The organism is Lactococcus taiwanensis (assembly GCF_014905395.1).
In the GTDB taxonomy this organism is placed as follows: domain Bacteria; phylum Bacillota; class Bacilli; order Lactobacillales; family Streptococcaceae; genus Lactococcus; species Lactococcus taiwanensis.
In genome coordinates this window covers 236,218-262,438 of record NZ_BNDT01000001.1, presented here as the reverse complement: position 1 = coordinate 262,438, position 26,221 = coordinate 236,218, and the positions used below count along the sequence as shown (strand labels likewise).

General features: G+C 38.9%; 28 protein-coding genes. 1 reads left to right on the top strand and 27 read right to left on the bottom strand.

The genetic code is table 11. The features are described from left to right. Positions 1-129: 129 nt before the first annotated feature. The 9 genes from secG to JKP71_RS01220 all read right to left on the bottom strand — a co-directional run bounded on the left by secG (position 130) and on the right by JKP71_RS01220 (position 7,824). Positions 130-378 carry a preprotein translocase subunit SecG gene (gene secG / locus JKP71_RS01260; RefSeq protein ID WP_075524568.1) on the bottom strand — a complete coding sequence of 83 codons (249 nt, stop codon included), beginning with the start codon at positions 376-378 and terminating at the stop codon, positions 130-132. A gap of 214 nt (positions 379-592) precedes the next feature. Further along, entirely contained in the window at positions 593-1,522 is a 930-nt protein-coding gene (trxB, locus tag JKP71_RS01255; protein ID WP_200406728.1) for a thioredoxin-disulfide reductase, read from the bottom strand. A gap of 157 nt (positions 1,523-1,679) precedes the next feature. After that, the gene (locus JKP71_RS01250) at positions 1,680-1,907 is read right to left on the bottom strand and encodes a DUF4059 family protein (RefSeq protein WP_075524566.1); all 228 of its coding nucleotides are present in this window, start codon (positions 1,905-1,907) and stop codon (positions 1,680-1,682) included. Position 1,908: 1 nt separating this feature from the next. Continuing rightward, the gene (locus JKP71_RS01245) at positions 1,909-2,661 is read right to left on the bottom strand and encodes an amino acid ABC transporter ATP-binding protein (protein ID WP_200406727.1); all 753 of its coding nucleotides are present in this window, start codon (positions 2,659-2,661) and stop codon (positions 1,909-1,911) included. A gap of 14 nt (positions 2,662-2,675) precedes the next feature. Continuing rightward, a complete protein-coding gene (locus JKP71_RS01240; RefSeq protein WP_075524564.1) occupies positions 2,676-3,560 on the bottom strand; it encodes an amino acid ABC transporter permease in 885 nt (294 codons plus the stop codon). A gap of 150 nt (positions 3,561-3,710) precedes the next feature. Further along, the gene (locus JKP71_RS01235; RefSeq protein ID WP_075524563.1) at positions 3,711-4,562 is read right to left on the bottom strand and encodes an amino acid ABC transporter substrate-binding protein; all 852 of its coding nucleotides are present in this window, start codon (positions 4,560-4,562) and stop codon (positions 3,711-3,713) included. Between the two features lie 149 nt (positions 4,563-4,711). Beyond that, positions 4,712-5,314: a C40 family peptidase gene (locus JKP71_RS01230; protein ID WP_200406726.1), complete on the bottom strand. Its 603-nt coding sequence runs from the start codon at positions 5,312-5,314 to the stop codon at positions 4,712-4,714. A 127-nt stretch (positions 5,315-5,441) separates the two neighbouring features. Next, positions 5,442-7,109, bottom strand: coding sequence for a formate--tetrahydrofolate ligase (locus tag JKP71_RS01225; protein ID WP_200406886.1), 1,668 nt, complete (start codon positions 7,107-7,109; stop codon positions 5,442-5,444). 169 nt (positions 7,110-7,278) lie between these two features. Beyond that, positions 7,279-7,824 carry an HdeD family acid-resistance protein gene (locus JKP71_RS01220; RefSeq protein WP_200406725.1) on the bottom strand — a complete coding sequence of 182 codons (546 nt, stop codon included), beginning with the start codon at positions 7,822-7,824 and terminating at the stop codon, positions 7,279-7,281. 177 nt (positions 7,825-8,001) lie between these two features. Here JKP71_RS01220 and JKP71_RS01215 point away from each other — a divergent pair, with 177 nt between their 5' ends. Beyond that, positions 8,002-8,730: a membrane lipoprotein lipid attachment site-containing protein gene (locus JKP71_RS01215; protein ID WP_200406724.1), complete on the top strand. Its 729-nt coding sequence runs from the start codon at positions 8,002-8,004 to the stop codon at positions 8,728-8,730. Positions 8,731-8,760: 30 nt separating this feature from the next. On the opposite strand, the gene JKP71_RS01210 is transcribed toward JKP71_RS01215, so the two are convergent. The 18 genes from JKP71_RS01210 to JKP71_RS01125 form a co-directional block, all read right to left on the bottom strand. Next, complete coding sequence (locus JKP71_RS01210; protein ID WP_075524558.1) at positions 8,761-9,207, bottom strand: ASCH domain-containing protein; 447 nt, start codon at positions 9,205-9,207, stop codon at positions 8,761-8,763. A gap of 71 nt (positions 9,208-9,278) precedes the next feature. Beyond that, a complete protein-coding gene (deoD, locus tag JKP71_RS01205; protein ID WP_075524557.1) occupies positions 9,279-9,983 on the bottom strand; it encodes a purine-nucleoside phosphorylase in 705 nt (234 codons plus the stop codon). Positions 9,984-10,086: 103 nt separating this feature from the next. Then, the gene (locus JKP71_RS01200) at positions 10,087-10,272 is read right to left on the bottom strand and encodes a DUF6440 family protein (RefSeq protein WP_075524556.1); all 186 of its coding nucleotides are present in this window, start codon (positions 10,270-10,272) and stop codon (positions 10,087-10,089) included. A gap of 58 nt (positions 10,273-10,330) precedes the next feature. Beyond that, positions 10,331-11,539 (bottom strand): phosphopentomutase, encoded by a 1,209-nt coding sequence (locus JKP71_RS01195; RefSeq protein ID WP_200406723.1) that lies wholly within the window; start codon positions 11,537-11,539, stop codon positions 10,331-10,333. Positions 11,540-11,722: 183 nt separating this feature from the next. Continuing rightward, complete coding sequence (locus tag JKP71_RS01190; RefSeq protein WP_075524554.1) at positions 11,723-12,475, bottom strand: MurR/RpiR family transcriptional regulator; 753 nt, start codon at positions 12,473-12,475, stop codon at positions 11,723-11,725. A gap of 118 nt (positions 12,476-12,593) precedes the next feature. Further along, positions 12,594-13,313, bottom strand: a complete 720-nt coding sequence (locus JKP71_RS01185; protein ID WP_075524553.1) for a DUF4811 domain-containing protein — start codon at positions 13,311-13,313, stop codon at positions 12,594-12,596. Continuing rightward, positions 13,313-14,857: an MDR family MFS transporter gene (locus JKP71_RS01180; RefSeq protein ID WP_200406722.1), complete on the bottom strand. Its 1,545-nt coding sequence runs from the start codon at positions 14,855-14,857 to the stop codon at positions 13,313-13,315. The genes JKP71_RS01185 and JKP71_RS01180 overlap by 1 nt, the downstream gene beginning before the upstream one ends. Further along, positions 14,850-15,314, bottom strand: coding sequence for a MarR family winged helix-turn-helix transcriptional regulator (locus JKP71_RS01175; RefSeq protein WP_200406721.1), 465 nt, complete (start codon positions 15,312-15,314; stop codon positions 14,850-14,852). The genes JKP71_RS01180 and JKP71_RS01175 overlap by 8 nt, the downstream gene beginning before the upstream one ends. Before the next feature lie 149 nt (positions 15,315-15,463). Continuing rightward, complete coding sequence (locus JKP71_RS01170; RefSeq protein WP_155724337.1) at positions 15,464-15,931, bottom strand: VTT domain-containing protein; 468 nt, start codon at positions 15,929-15,931, stop codon at positions 15,464-15,466. 169 nt (positions 15,932-16,100) lie between these two features. Continuing rightward, complete coding sequence (locus JKP71_RS01165) at positions 16,101-16,541, bottom strand: ArsC/Spx/MgsR family protein (RefSeq protein ID WP_200406720.1); 441 nt, start codon at positions 16,539-16,541, stop codon at positions 16,101-16,103. Positions 16,542-16,644: 103 nt separating this feature from the next. Further along, on the bottom strand, positions 16,645-17,175 hold the full coding sequence (locus JKP71_RS01160; RefSeq protein WP_200406719.1) for a hypothetical protein: 531 nt from the start codon (positions 17,173-17,175) through the stop codon (positions 16,645-16,647). 471 nt (positions 17,176-17,646) lie between these two features. Continuing rightward, positions 17,647-18,486, bottom strand: coding sequence for a metallophosphoesterase (locus tag JKP71_RS01155; protein WP_200406718.1), 840 nt, complete (start codon positions 18,484-18,486; stop codon positions 17,647-17,649). Positions 18,487-18,634: 148 nt separating this feature from the next. Further along, positions 18,635-20,590, bottom strand: coding sequence for a DNA topoisomerase (ATP-hydrolyzing) subunit B (gyrB, locus tag JKP71_RS01150; protein WP_075524545.1), 1,956 nt, complete (start codon positions 20,588-20,590; stop codon positions 18,635-18,637). 156 nt (positions 20,591-20,746) lie between these two features. Further along, positions 20,747-21,355, bottom strand: a complete 609-nt coding sequence (locus JKP71_RS01145; protein WP_200406717.1) for an HAD family hydrolase — start codon at positions 21,353-21,355, stop codon at positions 20,747-20,749. Positions 21,356-21,408: 53 nt separating this feature from the next. Beyond that, positions 21,409-22,272 (bottom strand): hypothetical protein, encoded by an 864-nt coding sequence (locus JKP71_RS01140; RefSeq protein WP_200406716.1) that lies wholly within the window; start codon positions 22,270-22,272, stop codon positions 21,409-21,411. A 296-nt stretch (positions 22,273-22,568) separates the two neighbouring features. Beyond that, on the bottom strand, positions 22,569-23,471 hold the full coding sequence (locus JKP71_RS01135; protein ID WP_075524543.1) for a DMT family transporter: 903 nt from the start codon (positions 23,469-23,471) through the stop codon (positions 22,569-22,571). A gap of 65 nt (positions 23,472-23,536) precedes the next feature. Further along, on the bottom strand, positions 23,537-25,063 hold the full coding sequence (gene abc-f / locus JKP71_RS01130) for a ribosomal protection-like ABC-F family protein (protein WP_200406715.1): 1,527 nt from the start codon (positions 25,061-25,063) through the stop codon (positions 23,537-23,539). Positions 25,064-25,426: 363 nt separating this feature from the next. Then, complete coding sequence (locus tag JKP71_RS01125) at positions 25,427-26,188, bottom strand: (S)-acetoin forming diacetyl reductase (protein WP_075524541.1); 762 nt, start codon at positions 26,186-26,188, stop codon at positions 25,427-25,429. Positions 26,189-26,221 lie beyond the last annotated feature (33 nt).

The window sequence follows — 26,221 nt, the reverse complement described above, 5'->3', positions numbered from 1 at the left end:
TCAATTCTACCCCTGACAGGAATAACGCTCGCCAATAGCTCCTTTTGTCGAGCTAAAGTTTACTGACCATCGTGTCAGTACTTCCACAAATTTGAAAAAATAAAATACGGGCTATTTCAGCCCGCAATTTTATCGTGTTGACAAGACGACAAGTGCAAATCCAATGACAAGCCATAAGCCAATCATAATTGCGGTAAAACGCTGCATAACCGCTTCAAAGCCACGCGCCTTGCGCCGTTCGAAGAGCTCGCCCGTTCCTCCTGAAAAAGCATCAGCCGCTCCGTCTTGTTTTGAAGGTTGCATGAAAATCGCCACAATAATAAACAATGACACAATCAGCATCACGACAATCAAAATGTCATAAATTACTTTTTCCATAGTCTTATTAATCCTTTAGGCAATTGCCTAATCTCCTTTTTCAAAATTGCGTTATTAACATTATAACACATTTTTGTTTTTTTATCTTCACAAATTATTTTAGAACATCGGATTCAATAAAAAAACTCAAGTTTCGAACTTTACGGAAACTTGAGTCTAGCCCTTGTGTTAATCATGAACCACGCTGTAGTTCTAGATAACTTGTACAAGAAGGTTATTCGCCTAATTCACTGACAAACTTGTAAGCTTCTTGCGCAGCTTGTGCTCCATCGCCTACAGCTGTTGTAATTTGGCGGAAGTCTTTTTGACGAACGTCTCCCACAGCAAAGATTCCTGGAATCGCTGTTTTCATATGGTCATCTGTAATAATCCAGCCTGCTTCATCAGTAATTCCAAGATTACCCGCAAATTCAGCGACAGGATCGAGTCCCACATAGATAAAGACGCCCCCAAATTCTTTTTCTGTTACTTCCCCTGTTTTTGTATTTTTAAAAAGAACAGATTGTACTTTTTTATCATCCCCTTTAATCTCAAGTGGGACAGAATCCCAGATAAAATTAATTTTTTCATTTTTAAAAGCGCGTTGTTGGATGATTTCTTGGGCCCGTAGTTGGTCACGTCGATGCATAATCGTAACTGTTTTACCAAAACGTGTCAAGTAGTCCGCTTCTTCAACAGCAGAATCTCCACCGCCAACGACCAAAATTTCTTGATTTCTAAAGAAAGCACCATCACAGACTGCACAATATGAAACGCCTCGAGCCCCATATTCTTCTTCCCCTGGAATTCCCAATTTGCGGTGGTTTGCACCCGTAGCAATAATCAAGGATTTCGTCAAAAACTCATCGTCCTCGGTGATAATTTTTTTATGACTCCCATGATCTTCGATAGCAGTGACAAAACCATAAGCGTTCTCTACACCGAGTCCTTCCAAGGGTTCAGCCATTTTCATGGAAAGCTCCGGCCCCATAATTGTTCCATAGCCAGGATAGTTTTCAATTTCTGCCGTATTATTCATTTGTCCACCAGGAACGCCTCGTTCCAATAATAATGTTTTCATTTCAGAGCGGGCAGTGTACATTGCAGCTGTCATTCCGGCAGGTCCTGATCCTATAATTACGACGTCATATAACTTTTCTGTCATTTTATTTCCTTTTTCTAAAAGCAAATCACAGTCATCCCTAAGTCTTAAAGCATTAGCGACTTAGCTGTGACTTCCTTTATTTTTCATGCTAAAATCTTATAGCCCTATTTTACATTGTCGCGCTCTATTTTTCCATTATTTGAATTGCATTTGTAATTTACAACCCACGGATTTGGAGAATGACAAGCACACCAAGCACAGCGAAACTTAAAATGGGCGTCGTTAAAATACCGACTAGGATTAAGTCAAAAATGCGATTACGACGTTCTGCAAATGGTTTCTTCGTATTTCTTACCAGATAGGTGAAAGCGTAAAAGCCACCAACTAACAAAACAAATATTGCAGAAATTAAGAGACCTTTGAGATAAAATTCTAGAATCATCATCTTAGTTGTCCACCTCTAGATTTTTTATATGGCGAGCCAAAAAGGCACGTGTGCGTGGGTTTTTGGGGGCATAGAATACTTCTTGTGGCGTACCTGCTTCAATAATTTTACCCTTTTCCAAAAAGAGCACTTTTGTAGCTACATTATAAACAAAATCCATTTCATGACTGACTAAAACCATGGTTTGTTGATTTTTAGCAGCCTGCAAAATCACTTCTTGAACTTCACCTACTAATTCAGGGTCAAGTGCCGATGTTGGCTCATCTAAAAGTAAAAGTTTAGGTTCCATAGCGAGGGCCCGAGCGATACCTACCCGTTGTTTTTGACCACCCGAAAGAAACTTTGGATAATAGTCTTTACGATCGGTCAAACCTACTTTTTCTAGTTCTTGTTCAGCAATCAAACGCGCTTTCTCTTTAGGAAGTTTTTTAACTTGAATCAGGCCCTCCATCACGTTTTCTAAAGCAGTTCTTCGCTCAAAAAGGTTGAACTGTTGAAAAACCATCCCCGTCTTTCGCCTTAAGGCAAGAACTTCCTTTTTTGTTAAATGTGCAAAATCAATTTTTAAGTCATCAATTTCAATTTGCCCACTATCCGGATTCTCCAGATTATTTAAGGAGCGCAAAAAGGTAGACTTTCCTGCACCAGAAGCGCCAATCAACGCCACAACATCCCCTTCGTTAATCTCTAAATCCAGATGTTCAAGGACCTGATTGCCTGAAAAAGCCTTACTTAAATTTGTAATTTTAATCATAGTCGTCCTTTCTTTTAGCGATTAAATGGATTTTGTGAAAGCGAAATTTGTGCCCGATTTTTCCGTTTATCTTTTGGCATTTTCACTTCGAGTTTACGCTCCAACAAACGGATAAGAAGCTCGAAAATGATACAAATTGGCCAATAAACAAGGGCGAGCGCAAGATAGGTTTCAAAAAGTCGGAAGGTGGATCCCCCAATAATTTGAGCACGGGCAGTCATTTCAACCACCCCAGCCACAAAGGCCAACGAAGTTGATTTTAGCAGTCCAATCAAAGCATTCCCAAGCGGTGCAGTCGCTACCGTCGCTGCCTCAGGCAGAGTGACACGCATGAAGACTTGAAAGTTGGTCATACCTAAGGCTTTAGCCGCTTCGGTTTGTCCTCTGTCCACAGCTTGTATCGCTGCACGGATTGTTTCAGAATTGTAAGCGCCCTCGTTAAGCGCAAAGGCCACAATAACAAAAAGCATTGCGGGAATCGTATTGACATTATATGATGTCCCGTAGTTCATATTGATGGCTTTCAAGATTAAAGGAATCCCAGTATATGAGAGGTACAATTGGACAAGGATTGGCGTACCACGTACAAAACTTACAAATAAAGCACGCAATTGATTTAAAATCGGAATCTTGTTAATCCGTACTAAAGCGAGTAAGAGACCTAAAAGAAGGCCAAAAAACATGGCAATGATTGTCATTTCAAGGGATGATGGAATCATCTTAATAATAGGGACAAAGGCACTTACAAAAGCTTCCCAACTGAATATTTTGGTGAAAAACATTGCCCAAAAATCATGGAAATTATACTGTCCTTTAATCAGCAAAAAGGGTAAGGCTGGCAACAGAATCAGGACCAATAACAATCCCACCCCCAGTATGATTTTTTTGTTTTTATTCATCGTTCTCTATTTCTAATGCTGAAAACTCCGTCATCAATGAAGTGACAGAGCTCTTTTTTGATCTTATCTTGTACTATTATACAAGATTTTTGAAAATTTTTCTGCTTTTTTACATCTTACTGACGGAGTGGTCAGTAACTATTGGGACTGTTACTTAAAGAGCGAAGCGTCAGGGACAAAATCGCCTCCAAGGTATTTTTTGGAAAGCTTAGATAACGTTCCATCTTTCTGGAATTCCGCCAAAACCTTGTTGACATCGGCTTGCATCTTCTTTCCTTGTTCATCTTTACTAAACAAGAAATATTCATAACCATCATGTTCAGGGTCGCCAGTATCCATATTAATATCTTCAACTTTTAAGTCGTCAAACCCTTGCTCTTTAATCGCTGAGGTCAAGGAAATTTTATCATAGAGCATGAAATCAATTTTACCAGACTCGACTTGAGTGAAACGCGTATTGATAGAGGTACTGTCTGCAGAATAACCCAAATTAATCTTTTTATCCGGATTTGCTTTATTCCAATCTTGAATAGACTTTGTATAATTTGATGCAGGATTTCCAATCGTTGATTTTCCTGCTAAATCACCTAAAGTTTTGTAGGAGCCAGATTTTACAAGAACTGCATTATTTGATTTGGAAAGTGGTGATGAAAAATAGTACTTTTGCGCACGTTCCTTTGTCCAACCAAAATCGTTAGCCCCCATTTGATAGCGACCAGAATCAAGGCCAGGTACAATCCCAGAGAAATCTGTCACTTGAAATTTCACCTTATATTGTGGTAATTCTTTAAAAACTGCGCGCGCAACTTCAATATCATAACCTGTCAAATTTCCCTCTGCATCTGAGTAATTAAATGGTTTAGTTGCACCATCTGTAGCGATGACAACGGAAGTCGTTTTACTTGATGAAGTATCTTTTGAACCTGAATTGGAGCATGCAGCCAAAGTTCCAGCAGCGATAAATGTTAGAGCGGCAAGTGTGACCTTTAGTGATGTTCTCATAAAGTTCCCCTTTTTAAATTTTTGATAAAACTATCTTAACATGAACTTAAATCATTTGCTATTAAAAAAACTTATCACGAACTTTCGTTCCTTCTATGATATTAATAAAAGACAAAAAGTAGCATAATTTGCTACTTCTTTCTATAAGCTTATATGTAATTAAGCGCATAATTTGCTGACAAGTCGGTCAGCGCACTGACTTTAACAGATTCCCCAGGTTGTGGAGCGTGTAACACTTGACCATTTCCAAGATATATCCCCACATGGTCCCCACCGTAACAAATAATGAGGTCGCCCACTTGTGCTTGATCTAGTGAGCGGTGCTGCCCAGAAGCTATCTGATTCCAAGTCGTGCGACCAATTTCTATACCAAGGGCTTCTCTGTAGACGTAGCTTGTAAATCCAGAGCAATCAAAGCCTGCAGGTGTTGTTCCTCCCCACACATAAGGGACACCTAAATATTTTTTAGCAGTACTGATGAGTTGGTCAGCTTTATTTGGTGCCTTAGTTGAAGCTTTCGCAGGAGCTTTCTTAGCTGTTTTTGCCGTATGCGCTTTGGAGACCTTCGTTACTGTTTGGTCCATCGTTTGAGTCAATGCCTCGAGTGACTCACTAGCTGCTGATAGCGTGGTCAGTGTACTCAAATCATTTTCATCATTGCTGACTAGAAATTCGTCAGCTTTTACTGGTGTTGCAATAGCAGCAGCAAGACCTGTGAAGACTGCTACTGAAAAAATAAGTTTCTTTAACATCGCTAGTTAGTATAGCATAAAAAAACCGCTCTACAAGCGGTTTTACCATATTTTAATCTTTGAAAATTTAGTCTTCCAAAAATAATACGCATTATCTCGGTGTAACTTATTGCAAATCCCCAATAAATTAGAACAAACCAGAGATCTTACCTTCATTTGTCACATCCATTTTTAATGCAGCTGGGGCTTTAGGAAGCCCAGGCATCGTCATGATGTTGCCCAGAAGAGCGACAATAAAACCAGCACCAATTTTAGGAATAAGCTCTCTTACTGTGATTTCAAAGCCCTCGGGTGCAGCCAAAAGTTGCGGCTGATCTGAAAAGGAATATTGGGTCTTTGCCATGCAAATCGGGAGTTGAGCCCACCCATTCTCTTCGATTTCTCTCATCTGCCTCTTAGCTTTATCCGAAAAATTAACCTTGTAACCGCCATAAATTTCTGTCACAATTTTGTTAATTTTGTCTGAAATAGACGTCTCAAGCTCATAAAGATAGTGAAAATCAGCTTTTTCTTGTAACATTGGTGAAAGTTTTTCTGCTAAGTCTAAGCCTCCTTTTCCGCCTTTAGCAAAGACTTGCGTCAAAGAAATTTCTACGTCTAAGGCCTGAGTCAGCTGGGTTAAAACTTCAATCTCAGCTTCTGTGTCAGATTCGAATTGATTTAAGGCGACTACTACTGGAACACCATATGCTTGCATATTTTGGATATGCCGTTTCAGATTGGCAAAGCCGCGTGCTACAGCCTCTTTATTTTCAAGTGTTAAATCAGTTTTATCCACTCCACCATGCATTTTAAGGGCCCGTAACGTTGCTACAATAACAACAGCATCTGGAGTTTTTTCCAGTTGACGTGTTTTAATATCAAGGAATTTTTCGCCCCCAAGATCTGCGCCAAAACCTGCTTCTGTAATCACTACATCTGCTAAACGCAATGCTGTTTTAGTCGCCAAAACGGAGTTACAGCCATGTGCAATATTTGCAAAAGGACCGCCATGAATCAGTGCAGGTGTACCTTCAATGGTTTGCACCAAGTTGGGTTTTATCGCATCTTTCAAGAGCATCGTGATGGCGCCGGCAACGCCAAGATCACCTACTGTGACTGGTTTTCGATCATAGCGTTGTGCAATGACAATTTTAGCTAAGCGTTGTTTTAAATCCTCCAACGAAGTCGCCAAACATAACACAGCCATAATCTCACTGGCTACAGTAATATCAAAGCCATCTTCTCGAGGAACCCCATTTAAAGGACCTCCTAGACCAATGGTCACATGGCGCAGTGCTCGATCATTTAAATCAAGTACTCTTTTCCAAATGATGCGCCGTGGATCAATCTGCAAAGGATTCCCTTGGTGTAAACTATTATCTAAAAAAGCTGCAATCGCATTATTAGCCGTTGTGATGGCGTGAATATCGCCTGTAAAATGAAGGTTAATGTCTTCCATCGGCAAAACTTGAGCGTACCCTCCACCTGCTGCCCCGCCTTTTACACCCATCACTGGTCCAAGTGACGGCTCACGTAGAGCAACCATAACACGTGTTCCTTTTTGAGCAAAAGCATCTGCCAAACCTACTGTTACCGTAGATTTCCCTTCCCCTGCAGGTGTAGGATTGATAGAGGTCACTAAGATGAGTTTTCCTTCTTTATTTGTTTCAAATTTTTTTAAAACATCTAAAGGCAGTTTCGCTTTATATTTTCCATAAAGTTCAATATCATCAAAAGATAAACCAACTTTTTCAGCAATTTCAGTGATGGGGGTCATTGTAGCAGCTTGTGCAATTTCGATATCTGATTTCATCATACTCCTTAAAATCTAACAACTAATATAGGTAATTTGAAGTTCTTTTATTAATATTTTATCAGAAATTAAAAGGATTTACTGTTTAAGCTATTTATTGCTTCATCTTCCCATCTAAAACGTTCGGTTTTATAAAAAATAATAAAAAAAGACCAGTCGAAACTCGTCTTTATTCCCTCCATTTATTCCAATTATAATAATGGATAATTTTGATGATACCGACAACCAAAAATTCAATCCCCAAAATCATCCAAAGGGTAACCGCTCCCCATAAAGGTGAGAAGAGCAATGTTGCACCAGCAATAACACTAATTAGACTTAAAATCATTGCCCAGATTTTATTATAAAACTGGCTTAAAGCAGTCAAATTTACGATACCATCAATAATCCACAGTACCCCTACAAAAATACCGACAAGAATAAATAATGACTCTGCTGCTGCGTTTAAGTCAGCAAAAACGAAAATACCTGCGAACAAATACATAAACCCAAGTATAAAATGACCCACACGCCAAATTTTACTACGGTCTTCTCGTTTTCTAATAAAATTCGACCCAATGTAAACAACCCCCATGATAATCAGGGCAACACCAACAATCGAAGCAACAATGGCTGCCGTGCGAGAGGGCCAAAATAGAATTAATAAACCAATAATAACTGAAACAATTCCGTTAAACCCTAGACCACGACGTAATCTTTCAAAGTCTCCACGCATACTCCTACCTCCTTTTATACCCAAAGTATAACAAGTTATTCTCATTTTTTCAAACAATGGGATTATTTTTAGATTACTTCTCATACCTTTATTTCCTTGAATTAATCGCAGATAGTCGTTTTTATAATACGTTTTGTAAGCGAACTTATGATAAAATGATGATAAGGAGATAACATTATGAAAAAATACTTATTGGCTTGTACGGCATTGTTTCTATTAACTGGCTGTAGTGCCAAGTCTACAGAATCTACACAAGCTTCGAGCAATAAAACTCCCCTTTCCTCTTCTTCAAGTCAAAAACTTCACTCCAGTACCTCAAGCAGCACCGCCATGCCACAAACTATTAAAAAATTTGCCAGTGGCGACTATAGTGCTTACACGGGAACTTATAAAAGTGAACTGGATTCCAGTTTAATCATTAGCGCCGACAAGATCCACTATTATGCGCCAGATCAAACTTTAGTGGGGAGTGTTGTGCTCAATCAAAAAACTTTCTCTAAGCAAACTACTTCCCCTAGCTTTAGCCGTACCTACGCTTTTAATACGGAGACAATAACTGTAACTTTTAATGATACTGGTGATAAAATCACGAGTATTAGTCTCTCCAAAGACATTTATAATAATAATCAAGCCACGATTTTTAAATACAGTACCGCAGAAACAAGCCTTCCTTTTACAGAGCAAGAAGCACTCAAAATCCTTCAATCTTCTAAAGGCTTTAGTGATGACGATTCCTATTTCTTAGCTACCAAATATGAAAATAGCTACATTATTCAAGTCGTCTCCAAAGCAATCCGTGCCCAAGGAGGAAGTGGCACGGTAGGCTTATACCAAGTGTTTTCAGATGGCACTAACTTTCTAGTGAAAAACAATCCTACAACAGGAGCTTATGATAAAATCGAATAAAAGAAAGCACTCGAATTCGAGTGCTTTCTATTACTCTTGGTACAAAACTTCAAATTCCTCACAAATCACGTCCATTTCTTCTTGAAATAGGCCTAGATTTTCCCAAAATTCTTGATGAGCTTGCCGCCAATAGGAAAGAGAGCGATCACCTTCACCTTCTTTGAAAGCGTGCGCTGCAGAAACTTCCTTAAATTTTCTAATGGTGACACGGGTTGTCCGGATAGCAGCACGCGGTACACCTTTACCATCTAACAACACATCAAACTTACCGTCCACTACAGGTTGAGCTTCATCTGGTGCATATTCGGCTAAAGCACTGGCTGTGGCTGTTTTTTTTCCAGTTAAAACAAGGTCGAGTAACTCGTCGGCGAGTTCAGGTTCCGTAATAGGCCCCTCGACTTCATTACAAAAAGCCCAAGCCCAACGGAAATTTTCGGGTTCAAGTCCAGTTCTTGTGATAAAAGCTTCATACTTCATCACTCACCTCCTGCTTCTCTTTTAAAAAGTCCTGTCATTCACTGACAGGGCTGTAAGTTCATTATAAATAATTATTCAGCAATAAGTGTTTCAAGTCCAACTTTCATCATATCAGTGAACGTGAGTTGGCGTTCTTCTGATGTCGTTGCTTCTCCTGTCAGCAGATGATCAGATATTGTCATAATACCGAGGGTTTGAACGTGATGTTTAGCGCCAAGGTAATAAAGACCTGCTGCTTCCATCTCAACAGCTTTGACGCCAAGTTGACCGATTTTCAACGCATCAGGCCCGCCATAGAACAAATCAGAGCTTAAAATGTTTCCCACATGGGTGGTGATCCCTAAGTCTTTTGCGATATGGTAAGCCTTATCTAGCAAGTCAAAGTCCGCAATTTGTGGAAAATCAAAATCAGGGAAATCGTGACGAACAATCGCTGAGGTTGTTGCTGCAGCTTGCCCAATCACCAAATCACGAATATGAACTTCTTCATTAATGGAACCCGCTGTCCCCACGCGAATCAAGCGTTTCACACCGTATTCTGTGATTAATTCATTGGCATAGATTGAAATGGAAGGAATCCCCATCCCTGTCCCCATGACTGAAACGCGATGCCCTTTATAAGTCCCTGTAAATCCAAGCATTCCACGCACTTGGTTAAATTGGACTGGATTTTCGAGGAAATTTTCCGCAATAAATTTGGCACGTAAGGGGTCACCTGGTAAGAGGATTTTATCTGCGATTTCGCCTTTTTGAGCTTCAATATGTGGTGTTGGCATAATTTTTTCCTTTTTATTATTTTGAGTTCACTGATGGCTCCATCAGTTTTAAAATTACTGACAGAGTGGTCAGTAAGCGTACACTGCTTTTTATAAATTGGGTTTAGTGGTAATCTTGATTAATTTTTGGTTTGCCTGATCGGTCCAAAAGCACCGTAAGTCCCCCTCCACCGCCACTACCGGCGCTAAAGAGGTATTCAATTCCTGTTTCTTTATCAATAATGACTGCGTTGCCTGACATCCCACCCGAAATTTTTTCAAAGCGATTTTTGACATCATTTTTGTCCATAAGCTCACCTTTTCTCATTTAACCTTTACTGACCACTTCGTCAGTAAAATTTTTCAGCTTAAACTAATTCATCCAAGATTGATTCTCCAATATCGCCTTTTTCTACACCAAAATTTTCTGCGATAGTCGCAGAGATATCGGCAAAGTGTCCGATTGGCAAAGGTTTTGGTTCCTTGAAAGCTTTAGAGAAAGTGACCAATGGAATGTATTCACGCGTGTGATCTGTTCCCACGAATGTTGGATCATTCCCGTGGTCTGCAGTGATCATAAGAATGTCATCCTCTCGCATCGCATCCATAATTTCTGGCAAACGACCATCTAAGTCTTGAATGGCATCACGATAACCTTCTGGATTGCGACGGTGACCGTATTTGGCATCCATATCCACGAGGTTAACAAAGAGTAAGCCTTCATCGAACTCGGGCAGGGCCATGGCTTTCAGCATGCGATCCACACCGTCCATGTCGTTTTCATTGTGACCCATGTCTTTATTAATACCTTGACCATCATAAATGTCATGGATTTTACCGACCGAAATCACCTTGAAACCCGCATCGTCCAGATTATTCATGACGGTACGACCAAATGGTGCAAGTGCAAAGTCACGACGATGTGCTGTCCGCTCAAAATGACCTGGCGTCCCCACATAAGGCCGAGCAATAATCCGGCCCAACATCCATTCAGAGCCGACTAACGTAATTGAGCGTACATATTCACAAATCTTCATAAGCTCATCAACAGGGATAATCTCTTCATGTGCCGCAATTTGCAAGACAGGGTCAGCTGATGTATAGATAATCAGCTCGCCTGTTTCCATTTGGCGAGGACCAAAATCATCAATAACCGCCGTACCTGAGTAGGGCTTATTCGCTTCACGAATGATTTTACGGCCTGAAAATTCTTCGATTTTAGTCAAAAGTTCTTCTGGAAAGCCGTCCGGATAGACAGGAAAAGGCGTTTTAATATCCAGCCCCATAATTTCCCAGTGTCCAGTCATCGTATCTTTTCCTTCAGATACTTCTTGCAATTTTGTACTGTAACCGAGCGGTTTGTCAGTTGGGGCCACTGTTTTTAATGGTGCAATATTACCCAAGCCTAATTTTTGAAAATTGGGTACGTCTAAGCCCACTTTTTCTGAAATATGGCCAATAGTATTTGAACCAGTATCTGGTGTTTCATGATTGAAAAAGCGATTCGCATCAGGTGCTTCACCGATTCCTGCTGAATCCATTACGATTAAATGTACACGACCAAATTTTTTTGCCATCTCATACTCCATTTTCTAATATTACACTTATTATATCAAACTTTTCTATCTCTATTATATAAAAATTCTTCATAAAAAGGTTTTCACATCGCTGCGTCTTCATCTGAAAACTTTTACAAAAGTTTTTAATAAAAAACCAGCGGAAATTGCCTTTCGTCACTTCAAAAACGCCTGACAGCTCTGTCAGTTCATGATTGAGCCCTTTTCTTGGTAGATGGCATACAAATCCAGCAAAATGCGACAAATTAATTCTAAAGTCATGCGACTTGCAGCATCACCTAGTAAAGCTGATTTTTCTAATTTAGATTTATAAGCCAAAAGTACAAAGTCACTCAACTGAGCAAGCTCACTTTGATAGTTGCAAGTAATCGCTAAAACTTTAGCTCCTTGCCTTTTTGACTTCTTGACCGCAGCAAGAATTCTAGGTGTTGTTCCTGACGAACTCAATGCAATGACCATATCGTCAGCCGTCAACTTATCCGCATAGTCCATCATACTATCAAAATAGCGACTGACAGCATTTTTCCCTAAGGATTGTAGCCGATGTGTCAGATCATCAGCCACACCCGTACTTGGCCCACGCGCGATAATCATTATTGTCTGAGAAGTTGTCAGTGCTTCTAAAATGTGGGAAAGTTCCTGACCATCCAATAAGTTGATTGTACGCACCACTTCATCTAAATTTTTATAAATAAAAGCATTGGCTTCCTTTGACAGACCTTTGATTTCTTGCTGATCTGTTTGGTGATGACGTTTCAAAAGATTTTTATAATCAGAGAAGCCCTCAAAACCTCTTTTCTTTAACGTTCTGACAATCGTGGCTGTACTCACGTGGCCTAACTCAGCAATTTGAGTGATCGATGAGCGCTGCACCTTTGATCTATTTTCTTCCAAAAAATCCCAAGTATACATTTCTGCATCCGATAACTTTTCCATTATTTCTCATTTCTTGTTCGTTTTATGCTCTTCTTATTATATCATATCTCCTTAAAGACCCCCTCCTGTTATTGAGTATCGCACAAAAAAAAGCCCCTAATAAGGGGGACTTTTTAAATTAATCTTTGATTCCCAAAAGGGTTTTGATTTGCTCTACTTGCATCTTAGCATAAGCTTCAGGATTCGTTTTTTGCAGCTGTGCCAACTCTGCAGCTTTTGCAGGATCAGCTTTCAGTTGAGCTGCCATTTGAGCTTGCATCGCTGGTGCTTCTTTAGTCAATTTTTCGACTTGATCTTGTGTCAAAACGAGCCAAGTATCTTTTGGAACACTAACCACTGAGCGTTGTTTTACCAAATCACCTTCTTCGTCACCCATGCTAAAAAGTGCTTTATATAAATCAGAAGCCCAAACACGACGTGTTGTGGTGGTGGTCACTGTAGCTTTCGACGCATCCGTCATTTTATAAGTAGCAGATTTCTTGACTGCTTCTGAAATATGCTTTTCATCTGGTGTAAAGTTTGTATCTGGCTTCTTCGCATCTTCTTCGTTACGATAAACGAACACATAGTTATTGGTATTTTTACCAATCTCAGCTTTGATCATCAAGTTATAGGCTGCTGATGAATCTCCAGCTGTATAAATCTCATGGGTACGTGAAGTTGAAACTTCTTTCATTCCCCAGTGATCTTTAATATGGAAGGTGAGCATCCCAACAGAAGTCGCCAAAAGTAAAAATGAGAGACCTCCCACTAACCAATGAGCGAAAGTATTTTTAATGAACATAAATCCAAAGAAAGTACCGATCATAAAGATCACAATTAATACTAAAATTAACATTATTTAGTTCCTCCTTCTACTTCATGTTCTTCAACAGGAACACCAGCCAACATTTTTCCATTTCTCAAAAAGAGTGCGACAACAATACCTACTACCGCAAAGGCAAAACCAATCGCAAACGAAGCGTGGTAACCTTGAAGCATTGCTCCGATAGCTTTATTAGCGTATTGTAATGGATCAGAAGTCTTCAAGGATGTAGCAGGCATGTTGTTGGTAATTACATTTTGCGCTACTGATGAAAGTAAAGCAACAACGACTGACGAAGCAACTTGACGTGCAGTGGTATTAGAGGCGGTAGCTTGAGCCACTTCATTAACAGGCACTGAGTTCATGGCGCTCGTAGTCAAAGGCATCATAACCATACCAACCCCGACCATACGTAAACCGTAAAGTAAAGTAACGAAGTGGTCTGGAGTAGTTGATGTAAAGAACATAAACGGAACTGTACCGATTGCCAATACACAGAAACCGACAAGGGCAAGACGTTTAGCACCAATTCGGTCATAAACATTCCCTGCGAGTGGTGCGACAACTACCATTACCAATGAACCAGGAAGTAATACCAAACCTGAATTAAAGGCTGAAAGACCATGCACATCTTGAAGATAGAGCGGCAGCATCATTTCAACACCCATCATGGCCATGGTACTTAATGCAAGTGCTAAAGTCACCAATGTAAATTGTTTAATCTTAAAGACACGAATATCAAGGAAAGGATCATCCATTTTAAGTTGGCGCCAACCAAAGAGTGCTATTATAATTAACCCACCCACGATTGGAGCAATAACCGTGTCAAATTGTCCCCAGCCATCTGTTGCGACATTTGTAAAGCCCCAAAGGAAGATACCAAAGCCAAGGACAGAAAGAACAACTGAGAGGAAATCTAACTTCATTGGACGGTTTGGGATAACATCTCGCATCGCAAAAATTGAAACGAGAAAGACGATACCAACCACAATCATAGGAATCAAGAAAACTGTACGCCAGCTCGCGGCAAAAGTCCAGAAAATAAAATGAAATTTATGTGTGATGAGCCAACCAGCAAAGGTAGGACCAATTGCAGGTGCAAGGACGAGAACTACCCCTGCAATCCCCATGATTGCTCCCATTTGTTTAGCAGGAAACATATTGACTAAAGCCACTTGCATCAAGGGCATCGTGATCCCTACAGCTATAGCTTGTAAGATACGACCAGCAAGAAAGACCCACCAGCTTGAAGTTGGAGCTGAGTAAGCTACGAACATCCCAATAAATAAAATGGCATAAGCGCTCATATAGAGCCAGCGTGTTGGGAATTTTGTTGCCAAGTAGGCAGAAATTGGGACCATAATCCCATTTGCTAACAAGAACCATGTGGTGGCTTGTTGAGCAGTTGACATTGTAATGTTAAAGTCGTTCATCAAAGTAGGAATAGCCGTTCCAAGTGATGTTTGCATCAACATGGCCCCGAATGTCCCAACTAAGATTAAAATAAGCATACCGATACGGCTGTAATGCTTACCATGAATGTCTAAATGATAATCTTTTTCAATTGTATTAGGCATTTTTTTCCTCCTCTTTTTCTTTTTGTTCTTGCGCATTTTTCATCCCAATTTCTAAAAATAATTTGAAATTTTCGATGAAACTTTGCGTTCGTTCTTCACCCATTTCCTCAAAAACACGCGCCAAATTGGTGCAGGCGGCCATTTTTGCTTCTTCTGCAGTTCGGCGCCCTTTATCAGTTATAGCAACCAATATTTTACGACGGTCAGTTCTTGAAATCTCACGGGTGATCATATGTTTGTCTTCGAGATTGTTCAAGATGGTCGCAATTCGAGCTGTACTCGTGTGGGTGTATTTTGCAATCGCACTAGGTACAACTTCTTTACCAGCTTCTTTATAAAGATACCCCAACACCAATTGCTCCCCATGGGAGTAATTATTGAAGCGGTTTATGATTTCAGCTTTTCCTTTTTTCTTCACGGCAGAAAGAAAAACCTCTGCGGCTTGGTTGTAATTCATCTTTTCCCTCTCTCTAACGGCAATATTTATTAACGACGTTAACTATTATAGTCCGTTCATTTTATTTTGTCAAGAAGAAAAATTCGTCTTTCCAAAAAAAAAAAGCTATAAGTTTTTGTAACTCACCGCTTCTTATAAAAATCCGAATACTATCCATTCGTTCTTAACTTTTTAACAATTACCGCGCCTACAGCCCATACGAGGAAAGCAACAATAAGTGCGATGATTAAAAGACCAATTGATCCATTCGTGATGGACCGAAATAGCGCTAATCCGCCAAAAGCATAAATAAATCCCCAAGCTAGATAGCCCGGCAAGGCAGCTAGCGTGTATTTTAACCAATTCCAATCCAAAAATCCTGCGCCAAGTTGAACGACCGACTGAAACCCTACTGTTAAAAAACTCAGGGGAATAACGGGCCAACCATATTTTTCAAGTGCAGCTATACCGGCTCTTTTTTCCTCAGCATTTTGGCCGCTTTTTCCAAACTTACTTTTAATAAGCCCTTTTCGCATGAATTTTCCCAACCAAAAAGTAAGTTGAGCTCTGAAAAATACTACTACAAATAAAAATATGGTAGCTTGCCATAATGGTAAACTTGCTACCCAATCCAACATTGCCTTAGCCAATGATTCTACCTCGCTTCTTTACCCTTTTCTAAACAAGAAGAAAATGGGCATCTAGCTCTATCATATCATAAAAGCTCCACCAGAAAGGAAATTAATGCTCAAAAAGGCATAGGTGAAACGATGACAAAAAGAGAGGCAAGCTTTACTTTAGTTTAGCTTAGATTTTTTTAAAAATTTTTTTTGCAATCACTCGTTTGTTTTTAGGAATAAATTTTCTCATTTCTTCTTCATTGTAACCAACTTGAATTCTATTATTACCAACAAGAAGCAGTTGATTAAGGTACCGAGAATTGGAAAGCAAAAAATCAGCAAGCTCTAAAGTTCCCATTTCTTCAACTTTCTTTCCCGCTAAACGACTCAACTTTTGATAGTTCATCCCTCGGCGAAGCACATCAGCAAAGCCTCCTTCAGTAAAACTTAAAATTTCTAACAACTGCTGACGAGACAATTTACCATAAGGAATCAGTTCATATTCGATTTTATGATCTTCTAACCATTCCTGTGCTTTTTTTACGGAAGAGCACTTCTCAGGTGAAGCATAGTAAGCCTTTACTTTCATATGGTTATTAATTATATAATGCTTCTTTTTAAAATACAAGCATCTTTTTCAATAAAATTTTTATTTCTTTAGACGCCTAGAAATGAAAGCTCACCCCTACTCATATTACTTAATTTAAGTACTTTCAGAGCACAAAAAAAGATCATAAATCTTTATGAACTTTTTTACCCTTTGTAATTAGAATCCATTCTTCTTCTAAATAAGCATTTACTTTTTCTTTCAAAATAGGAACCATATCCCAGTCTTTTGGGTCTTCTAAAAACTTAGTAAGCATTTCACTAATTTCCTTTGAGAGCCCCTCTTTCTGAGATAAGTTTGGTTTTCTTTTTATCTGGATTTCATAATAATTACTGAAAAAACGATTAGAAAGTTTATAAACACGTTCCAACATTGACTTATCTAGTTGGTCAGTTTGCTCCTCTACTTGCGGAAAGTAAACAGAAAGTAACTCGAGTTGCTGTAAAAGTTCTTTCTCTTGCTTCATTTTAGAGTCTGCTGTATCCTTTACTACTCGATAGGCCATTATCACTTCAATAAGCTGCTCTCTTACCTTTTGTAGCCTTTGAAATTTTGCTTGAGTAACTGTTACATCTTGTCCTTTTTTTTGGAGTAACACTCCTGCTAACAAAGTTCCTAAAAATGCTCCTAAAAACACAATGATAATTTCTCTCAACTGTCTGCTTCCTCCAATTTTTTCATTCTATTACTTTTAAAAAAGAAAAACCCATTTTCCACGGGAATTATTTATTCAACTGATGTTTTTTTCTAACGACATGTCCTGTGATCAAGTCCGTAAGCAGACAGACCAGCCCGCCAGCAATTCCTACACTTCCTAAAAAAAGAAGACAATGGTAATGGCTAGGTTTAATAACCCCGACCCAAAAAATAATTGTACCTACTAAAATGACTGTTAGCCATATTTTATATATTTTCATTTATCATATCCTAATATTAAATAGTCTAGCACATTTTAGAAAAATGAACATTCAAAATACCTTTCTTTGACACTCTCCAATATAAAATATGGACTATTTTTGTCATCTACTCCTTGCTATTGTTGAGAAATATCTATTTTGAGACTCCACTTGTAACTTAATGAGTTTTTTCTAGATTAATAAAAAAGGCCTCCTAAACGGAGGCGAGTTTAAATATAAAATACCGCAATTTCTGGTAAAACCCCAAAACGCGCTGAGAGATGAGTTGTTCCTATACCCGTATTTACATATAATTTTTCCCCTGTATCTAAGGTGTATAGCCCTCCAGTATAACGATTAGCATGACCCATCACGGCTGCTGCTTTTTTTTGAACTTGTGGAAAAAATGGTATATTTACTTGTCCGCCATGACTATGTCCCGAGAGAATAAGTTCATACCCTTTTCCTTGATATTGGATCACCTCATCTGGTTCATGTGTCAATAAAATATCGTAGGCTGTACCATTCATTTCCTCAACTGTCGGAGGTAATACAGGGTTTCCTAATAAAGCATCATCGAGGCCGGTAAATAAAATGGATCTTCCTTGAGAGGTTCCTACTACTAAATTTTCATTTCTTAAAAGCGAGAACCCAGCTTGTTGCATCATATTTTCATAGATACGCGAGGCTCCTCCTCCGTAATCACGGTTCCCCCAGATAGCTATTTTTCCGTATCTTGCTCTTAGATGAGCAAGTTTTGAGGCCACTTGTTCATTATCTTGATAGTTTGAATAATTATCGTAAAGATCACCAGTAAAAACGATGAAGTCTGGAGATTGCTCATTTACTTTTTGAACGACTTTTTCTAAGTGTTTTGCAGTGTAATCTTTTTTTATATGCAAGTCAGAGATTTGAACTAATTTTAGTTTTTCTTCTGAGGCCACACTCTGTACCTGATGTTCATTTAAAGTGAGACGATAAGGCTCAACTTTAAAAGCATAATACAAACATCCTACTGAAGCAAGAAGTGCAATCAGAAAGAGGGTCAGAAATGTTTTTATTAGTTTCATATCTTTTAATTATAACATATTTATGTAGAGCATAAATTTTTGAAAAGCCTAAAGCTTTTATTGTAAAATTTTCTTTTTTCATCCCCTTTAATAAAATTTAAAAAAGAAACCAAAGAAAAACCCTTGATATACACGGGTTTTTAAATCTTTAAGCATCAATTGTTGAATATTGGGCATTGGTTTCGATAAATTCACGACGGGGTTCAACACGGTCACCCATGAGCATATCAAATATTTTATCAGCTTCTGCTGCATCTTCAACAGAAACGCGTGCCATCAGCCGATGTTCTGGGTCCATGGTTGTATCCCAAAGTTGATGGTCATCCATTTCCCCTAAACCTTTATAACGTTGTACAGTAGGTTTTGTTCTTCCTTGTGCCCAACGTGCTAAAGCTTCTTGTAAATCTTTTTCTTGATTTTCACCTGGTTGGATGTATTCTTTTGTTTCTGAACCAACTTTGATACCGTAAATTGGAGGTTGAGCAATGTAAACATATCCTGCTTCAACAACTGGGCGCATGTAACGGTAGAAAAGTGTTAATAAAAGTGTCCGGATGTGTGCGCCGTCGACATCGGCATCGGTCATGATAACAAGTTTGTGATAACGTGCCTTGGACAAATCGTAATCCGCTCCAAAACCTGTTCCCATTGCAGTGAATAGCGAACGAATTTCTTCATTGGCTAAAATTTTATCCATCGTGGCTTTTTCCACATTCAAAATCTTACCCCGAATAGGTAAAATTGCTTGGAACTCACGATTACGTCCTGATTTAGCTGATCCACCAGCCGAATCACCTTCGACGATGAATAATTCAGTTTGTTCTGGATTATTGGATGAACAGTCAGCTAATTTACCGGGAAGGTTGGAAATTTCAAGCCCTGATTTTTTACGTGTCACTTCACGCGCACGTTTTGCTGCGATACGAGCCTTGCTTGCTAAAATCCCTTTTTCGACGATCTTACGAGCAACGTTTGGGTTTTCGAGCATAAAGGTACTCAAAGCTTCAGCAAAAAGTTTATTCACAATCCCTGTTACTTCAGAATTACCTAGCTTCGTTTTCGTCTGTCCTTCAAATTGAGGGTTAGGATGTTTAACCGAAATAACAGCAGTCAACCCTTCTCGAACATCATCTCCCGTGAGATTATCTTCATTTTCTTTAAGAATTTTATTTTGTTTTGCGTAATTATTAATGACACGTGTGAGAGCCGTTCTAAAGCCTTGTTCATGAGTCCCACCTTCATGCGTATTAATGTTATTAGCAAAGGACATCACAACTGAATGGTAGGTGTCAGTATATTGCATTGCCACTTCAACTGCAATGCCATCCATTTCCCCTTCAGTAAAAATTGCTGGTTCAAAAATGACTGTCTTATTTTCATTTAAATATTCAACATAAGACTGAATTCCACCTTCGTAATGGAAATGAACTTCATTCTTCTCATTTCCTGCACGCTTGTCAGTCAATGAGATACGCAGACCACGATTCAAGAAAGCTAATTCTCTGACACGTGTTGCCAATTTATCAAAGTCAAACTCCACTGTTTCAGTGAAAATCTCGGGATCTGGTACAAAGTGAACTGTAGTTCCACGCCGGTCGGTTTCTCCAATAACTTTCAGATCGTCAACAACAAGCCCCCGATGATATTCTTGGTAATACTTTTCACCGTCCTTATGTACCGTGACGTCTAAGGTTGTGGAGAGTGCATTAACTACGGAAGAACCCACACCGTGCAAACCGCCAGATACCTTGTAGCCGCCTCCGCCAAATTTACCACCCGCATGGAGCACTGTAAAAACTGTTTCAACAGCTGGACGTCCCGTTTTTTCTTGAATATCAACAGGAATTCCCCGACCATCATCGACAACCGTAATAGAATTATCGGCTTCTATGAATACCTCAATATGACTGGCAAATCCTGCCAAAGCTTCATCAATTGAATTATCTACAATTTCCCATACCAAGTGATGGAGCCCTTCTTTTGAAGTGGACCCGATATACATCCCTGGACGCATCCGAACTGCCTCAAGCCCTTCAAGTACTTGAATCTGACTGGCATCATACTCATCAGCAAGCATTTCTAAATCTTTATTTTCTTCGTTCAAAATCAAATCTCATTTCTATGAAAACTTACTCCTATTATACCATAAATAGCCGATTTTAGCGACTTCGTGAGGTAAACTTTTATTAAATAATCACCTTTTTGGAGAGAATATTGTTAAATAAAAAAGCAAATTTTTAAAATTTACTTTTCAACTTCTTTATTCTAAAATTTCTGTTAAATGATGGATAAGATGATCGGCAGTAGGTGCTTCTGTCGTAGAGACTGCACTATCAAAATATATGGTGGCTACACCTGCTGCTTTTCCGGCTTCAATGTCTAAGGGACGATCTCCAATCATCACTGTTTTAGCTGGATCAAGATGATATTTGTCTAATAAATAGTTAATTGAATCAGGAGCAGGCTTCCTTTTAAAACCATTATCTGATGTCACAACTTCTGTAAAGTAAGAATCAATCTGTGCTGAGTTTAAAATTGTAAGAACTTGATTATTACGATGTGAAATCATAAAATTACGAGCGTGCCTTGCTGACAGCTCTGTCAGTACTTCTTTTGCTCCATCAAAAAGAATTGGTTTTTCTAAAACTTCTGCTTCAAGTTTCTTGTATTCCTCTAAAAAACCTGGGAGATCTTTTGCAAATTTTTCCACGGCATAGGCAGTAGAAATTTTCAAAACGTCATAAGCTTCTGAATGTAAGACCACCCGTTCTGCCATTGCCCATAATGTTGCTGCAAAAGCATGACTAGAACTTTCGTAATTGTCTAATAAAGTACCGCCTAAATCCCAGATATAGTTTTCGTAGTCCATGTTCATATTATAACATACTCACCTTATAAGCTTTATTTTAAAACCATTTAAAATTAGTGGGCCTGATAGATTTTTACTGGAATTGCAGCGCTGTTTCCTTTTGGTTGTCTTAGAAGCATTTGTGCTTCAAAATAATCTTTGAATAAGGGTTTGCGAATCTTATATAAGGTAATAGCTTGAAGATCTTTTTTCTTATTAGCAAAGTCTTTAAAATCAAAAGTGATTTTCCACCAAGTTGGACGTTCTAATTTGGAAATCACATAATTTTGTTCTTTTGTAAGAAGATGCTCGTAAGAAAAGCGCTCTATTTCGTCAAATTGGTACTTGCTCATCGATGGTTTTACCTGTTGGTTGAAAGAAGCATCTTGAACAAGGTAAGCACGATCCTCCTCACTCCTAAATTCTTGTGTTTCAAATCCGAATTCAATATTATGGGTCGTTTCGTTAACGACATAATAAATCTTATCCGAAGCGATACTAAAGTGACTCTTCAGAATATCTTTACCAAAAGTAAAGGTTAGTGCACCAACGAAAGTCAAAAACCAAAGAAGAGCAATTTGCCATGTGGCTAATCTCCTTTTTAAATTTGGTTGTTTGGGAGAGGGATCATTTCGCCACAACGACTCCTTGGGTTGTCCGCTTTTTTCTTCCCAAACCTCTTCACAAATCATTGACAATTCTGCTAAAGAAATTTTTACTGCTGAAGCACTGATGGAAAAGGCGACCTCTAAATCATGACCCGGATGATAGAAGTCAAACATTTTCCCCCTGTTTTTTTCCATTTGAAACGGTCCACTCGGCTGGCCCTTGCAAATGTAAAGTTGCTGATTTCGAAGATAAATTCCACGAATCTCCCGCCATTCAACACTTTTTTCATGAGGTAGGAGTCGAAAAGTGATACCTCTTTCATCAATCACTAACAGTGTTTTGCGAAGATGTCGTACTGAAAACGTAAGCAGATACAAAAAAAGGAGTACCAGGAGAAACATCAAAAAAAACGGCTGACTATATGGAATTGATAACCAAAACCTGTAAAATAAGTAACCGCAACAAAGCTCAAACAAAACACTGATCCATAAAATCGTCCATACATTCGTTTTTAATTTTAACGGTAAATAAATTTCTTCCATATCAGCCTTTGCTCTACTTTCTTGAGCTTATTATAACAAAAAAGTGCGCTATTCCACATTATAAAAAGAAACCATCCGGTTTCTTAGACTTGTTGTTCTGATTTCGAAAGTAAAATGACAGAGACGATGACCATTATGATAGCAAGTAGTTCAACAGGTGTTAATTTTAAGCCAAAAAGAGGAATACTCAAAAATACTGAAGTTAAGGGTTCTGTCGCCGTTGCTACAGAGACTACTAGCGGTGAAATGAGTTGGAATGCTCTCAAAAGAAGCAAGAAAGCTAATGCTGTTCCTACAATGGCAATCGTTAAGACATAAAAAATAGATAAAGGCTCTATTTTAAAGTCAACCCGCCAAATAGGATAGAAAATATTGCAGCCGATACCCGCGAGCATCATTCCCCAGCCTGTCATGTTCAAAGCGCCATATTTATCAAGAAGTGGTTTAGGAACGATGGAGTAAATCACTACTGCTACTCCAGCAAGTAAGCCGGATATCAGAGCGAGCGGACTAATAGAGAGATGGCTCAAATCACCATTTGTAATCAACAAAAAAACACCTAGCATTGCTAAAAAGACAAATACTACGGACTTAGGCTTAGGAGCTTGGCGTCGAAAGATCAATAAATAAAGCATAATAAAGACTGGGGCTGTATATTGTAAAATCGTAGCTGTGGCGCTATTTGATAGTTGAATGGCTAAATAATAAAAATACTGCACAGAAAAAACACCTCCAAAGACATATAAAAAGAGGGTAGGCATATTTTTCTTAGAAGTCCAAACACCAAAAAAATGTTCTCGGTCACGGATAAAAGAGAGGGTAAGCAGAATGATACCTGCCACTGTTAAACGTGTGGAAGTAATCCATAAAGGGCTACCTTGATAATCTCGAAAGAAAAGTTGCCCAAAAATACCTGATATCCCCCACATGCAGCCCGCAACAACTGCATAGAGTGTTCCTTTAAAAATTTGTTTTTTAACATTCATCCGTCTATTATATCAAATACTTTTCTAAAAAAGCTCCGTGAAAACACGCAGCTCTTTTTTCCTCTTCATTTCACTCTCGTTAGCTCAACGGTCTGATTAGCGACAGCTTCAATAAAGCTTTGATCATGCTCTACCAGTAGCAAAGTTGGCTGAGCAATTTTAAGCAACTGAATAATTTGTCCTTGATTGAATACATCAAGATAATTGAGCGGCTCATCCCAAATGTACAAGTGAGCTTCTTGTGAAAGGCTGCGCGCTAATTCAACTTTCTTTTGTTGTCCCTGACTCATCTGCTCAATATTGAGTTCAAAAACACTGCGTTCCATCCCTAACTTTCTTAAGTTGGCAAGAAAGCTTTCCATATCTAGCTGGTTCATAAGGGCAAAGGATTTCAAATCTCCTTTATTTTCATAGATTTGACGGACATAAGAAATCTTGAGTCCTTGAGGACTTTCGAAATAGCCCTTCTGTTCCTCTGTAAAATCATTTTCAATGAATTTCAAAAGAGTAGACTTCCCAGAACCATTTGCCCCTAGAAGGGCTGTAATTTGTCCTGCCATGAGTGAGAATGTGACGGGTTCAAACAAAGGTTGACCTTCATAAGCTAATTGAAAATGCTCAAAATGTAAAAGTCTTTTATGATGTGTCCCCTGATTGTTCATTACCAAAGGCTCTACTTTTTCAATATTTTGAAGTAAGGCCTCTTTTTCGGTAAGGTCTTGAGACATTCGCTTCTCTAAGTGTTTGGACTTTTTCATCATTCGCGCTGCACGTGCTGAGACAAAACCGCTGTCAGCGGCTTGGTCCTTGGTCTTCTCTCTTGTTTTTGACCATTCTTCCTTTTCACGCGCCGTTTGTTTTAAGCGTGTAATTTCTTTTTTCAATTTACCATCTTGACTTAACTCCTGGTCATCACGTAATTTTTTTTCATGTTCGTAAGTACTAAAATTGCCTTGGTAAAGCTTAATTTGTCGACGTTCAATCGCAAGCGTATGATCACAGACCTCGTCCAAAAAATGTCGGTCATGTGAAACCACGATGAAGCCAGATTTTTTCTTAAGATAGTGAGCGACAGTCTCACGACTTGCCATATCCAGATGATTGGTTGGTTCATCAATTAGTGGAAAATTAGATTCATCTAAAAAAAGTAAAGCCAATAGGCATTTTGTTTGTTCTCCTCCAGATAAGGTTTCATAAGGGCGCCAAAGGACTTCTAAGTCTACTTTTAACAAAGTCAACTCGCGTTCCAACTCCCACTGTTCAAAATCTGCCAACTCACTAAGTAAGTAAAAGGTCAGTGCTGATGCGTTGGTCAGTGAGCGTTGAGAGGATGCTGTGACGTGGTTCACTTCCTCGTTCATCTGATGATCAGAAGATGATAATTGTGGGAAGTAGACAAAGTTTTTATTTGTACTGATAGGGCTGTCAGTAGTGATTTTTCCTTGTAAAAGTTTCAAAAGTGTTGATTTCCCACGTCCATTACGACCGACCAGTCCCAATTTCCAGCTGTCATCAATATTAATCTGTGCATGATCAAAAATAAGTGTTGCGCCATATCCAAATGTGAGGTCTTTAAATTCAATGTTTGACATTATCTGCTCCTTCTTGAGCTTTTAGTAAAATAAAAAGCTCCTCTTCTTTTTGCGAAACATTCACAATAAGAAAAAGAGCTCAAAAAATACGACAATGCGCTTATTGAACGGTCATTTTTCAAATCATGAATGCAAAAAATACTGACTGTCCTAGGATAAAAAGAGGCTTCCTAGAGACGGAGACGTGTCTTGCCTTTTCCTTTTTAACAAAGAAATCGTGCTGACCGCTTCATCAGTGCGTTTTTTTACTTTTCATGATTTAAAATTTCAATAGACCATTCCTCCGATATTTGATATTAATAGTATAGCACAACTAAAAAAGCCCTGTCAAGAAAAAAACTTGACAACGCTTTTTTTGGTTTATTAATGGAATTGCATCCCGCCATCAACGATAATCGTTTGACCTGTAATATAATTTGAATCTTCACCTGCTAAGAAGGATACTGCAGCTGCGACATCTTCTGGTTCTGATAAACGTTTCAAAGCGATATCTTTTGCAAATTGTTGCATTCCCCATTCATCATCTTTACCTGCATTTTTACCAACTTCATGAGCAATATCAAACATCATTGGTGTTTTAACAATACCAGGCGCATAAGCATTGACGGTAATCCCTTCTTCTGCTAAGTCACGGGCAGTAACTTGAGTAATCCCTCGCACAGCAAATTTAGTGCCGCTATAGAGCGCCAATTCTGGATTTCCTACCACACCTGCCTGTGAAGTAGCATTTATGATTTTCCCGCCATGTCCTAATTTCTTAAAGGCTGCATGCGCCGCTTGGGTTCCCCAAAGTACGCCACCGACATTTACACCATAGACACGAGTAAATTGTTCTTCCGTAATGGTATCAATTGGAGTTGTTGGGCCAAGTCCTGCATTGTTGACGATGACGTTAAGATCGCCAAATTTTTCAACCGCTTGATCAACCGCAGCGAAAACATCATCACGTTTTGATACATCCGCCTTAACAGCAAAAGCACTTTCACCTAGACTTTTTGCAGCTTCCTTGGCAGTTTCCTCATTGTAATCTACAAGGGCTACTTTAAAGCCATCATTAACCAATCGTTTTGCAATTGCAAATCCAATCCCTTGACCAGCACCAGTCACTACAGCAACTTTAGACATAATAGTCTCCTTTATCAATCAATGGTTGTCGTT

Bases quoted from the DNA above. Each gene is read 5' to 3' on its own strand.
- secG (WP_075524568.1), bottom strand. From the start codon at position 378: ATGGAAAAAGTAATTTATGACATTTTGATTGTCGTGATGCTGATTGTG.
- trxB (WP_200406728.1), bottom strand. From the start codon at position 1,522: ATGACAGAAAAGTTATATGACGTCGTAATTATAGGATCAGGACCTGCC.
- JKP71_RS01250 (WP_075524566.1), bottom strand. From the start codon at position 1,907: ATGATGATTCTAGAATTTTATCTCAAAGGTCTCTTAATTTCTGCAATA.
- JKP71_RS01245 (WP_200406727.1), bottom strand. From the start codon at position 2,661: ATGATTAAAATTACAAATTTAAGTAAGGCTTTTTCAGGCAATCAGGTC.
- JKP71_RS01240 (WP_075524564.1), bottom strand. From the start codon at position 3,560: ATGAATAAAAACAAAAAAATCATACTGGGGGTGGGATTGTTATTGGTC.
- JKP71_RS01235 (WP_075524563.1), bottom strand. From the start codon at position 4,562: ATGAGAACATCACTAAAGGTCACACTTGCCGCTCTAACATTTATCGCT.
- JKP71_RS01230 (WP_200406726.1), bottom strand. From the start codon at position 5,314: ATGTTAAAGAAACTTATTTTTTCAGTAGCAGTCTTCACAGGTCTTGCT.
- JKP71_RS01225 (WP_200406886.1), bottom strand. From the start codon at position 7,109: ATGAAATCAGATATCGAAATTGCACAAGCTGCTACAATGACCCCCATC.
- JKP71_RS01220 (WP_200406725.1), bottom strand. From the start codon at position 7,824: ATGCGTGGAGACTTTGAAAGATTACGTCGTGGTCTAGGGTTTAACGGA.
- JKP71_RS01215 (WP_200406724.1), top strand. From the start codon at position 8,002: ATGAAAAAATACTTATTGGCTTGTACGGCATTGTTTCTATTAACTGGC.
- JKP71_RS01210 (WP_075524558.1), bottom strand. From the start codon at position 9,207: ATGAAGTATGAAGCTTTTATCACAAGAACTGGACTTGAACCCGAAAAT.
- deoD (WP_075524557.1), bottom strand. From the start codon at position 9,983: ATGCCAACACCACATATTGAAGCTCAAAAAGGCGAAATCGCAGATAAA.
- JKP71_RS01200 (WP_075524556.1), bottom strand. From the start codon at position 10,272: ATGGACAAAAATGATGTCAAAAATCGCTTTGAAAAAATTTCGGGTGGG.
- JKP71_RS01195 (WP_200406723.1), bottom strand. From the start codon at position 11,539: ATGGCAAAAAAATTTGGTCGTGTACATTTAATCGTAATGGATTCAGCA.
- JKP71_RS01190 (WP_075524554.1), bottom strand. From the start codon at position 12,475: ATGGAAAAGTTATCGGATGCAGAAATGTATACTTGGGATTTTTTGGAA.
- JKP71_RS01185 (WP_075524553.1), bottom strand. From the start codon at position 13,313: ATGTTAATTTTAGTATTAATTGTGATCTTTATGATCGGTACTTTCTTT.
- JKP71_RS01180 (WP_200406722.1), bottom strand. From the start codon at position 14,857: ATGCCTAATACAATTGAAAAAGATTATCATTTAGACATTCATGGTAAG.
- JKP71_RS01175 (WP_200406721.1), bottom strand. From the start codon at position 15,314: ATGAATTACAACCAAGCCGCAGAGGTTTTTCTTTCTGCCGTGAAGAAA.
- JKP71_RS01170 (WP_155724337.1), bottom strand. From the start codon at position 15,931: ATGTTGGATTGGGTAGCAAGTTTACCATTATGGCAAGCTACCATATTT.
- JKP71_RS01155 (WP_200406718.1), bottom strand. From the start codon at position 18,486: ATGAAACTAATAAAAACATTTCTGACCCTCTTTCTGATTGCACTTCTT.
- JKP71_RS01145 (WP_200406717.1), bottom strand. From the start codon at position 21,355: ATGGACTACGAAAACTATATCTGGGATTTAGGCGGTACTTTATTAGAC.
- JKP71_RS01135 (WP_075524543.1), bottom strand. From the start codon at position 23,471: ATGAATGTTAAAAAACAAATTTTTAAAGGAACACTCTATGCAGTTGTT.
- abc-f (WP_200406715.1), bottom strand. From the start codon at position 25,063: ATGTCAAACATTGAATTTAAAGACCTCACATTTGGATATGGCGCAACA.
- JKP71_RS01125 (WP_075524541.1), bottom strand. From the start codon at position 26,188: ATGTCTAAAGTTGCTGTAGTGACTGGTGCTGGTCAAGGGATTGGATTT.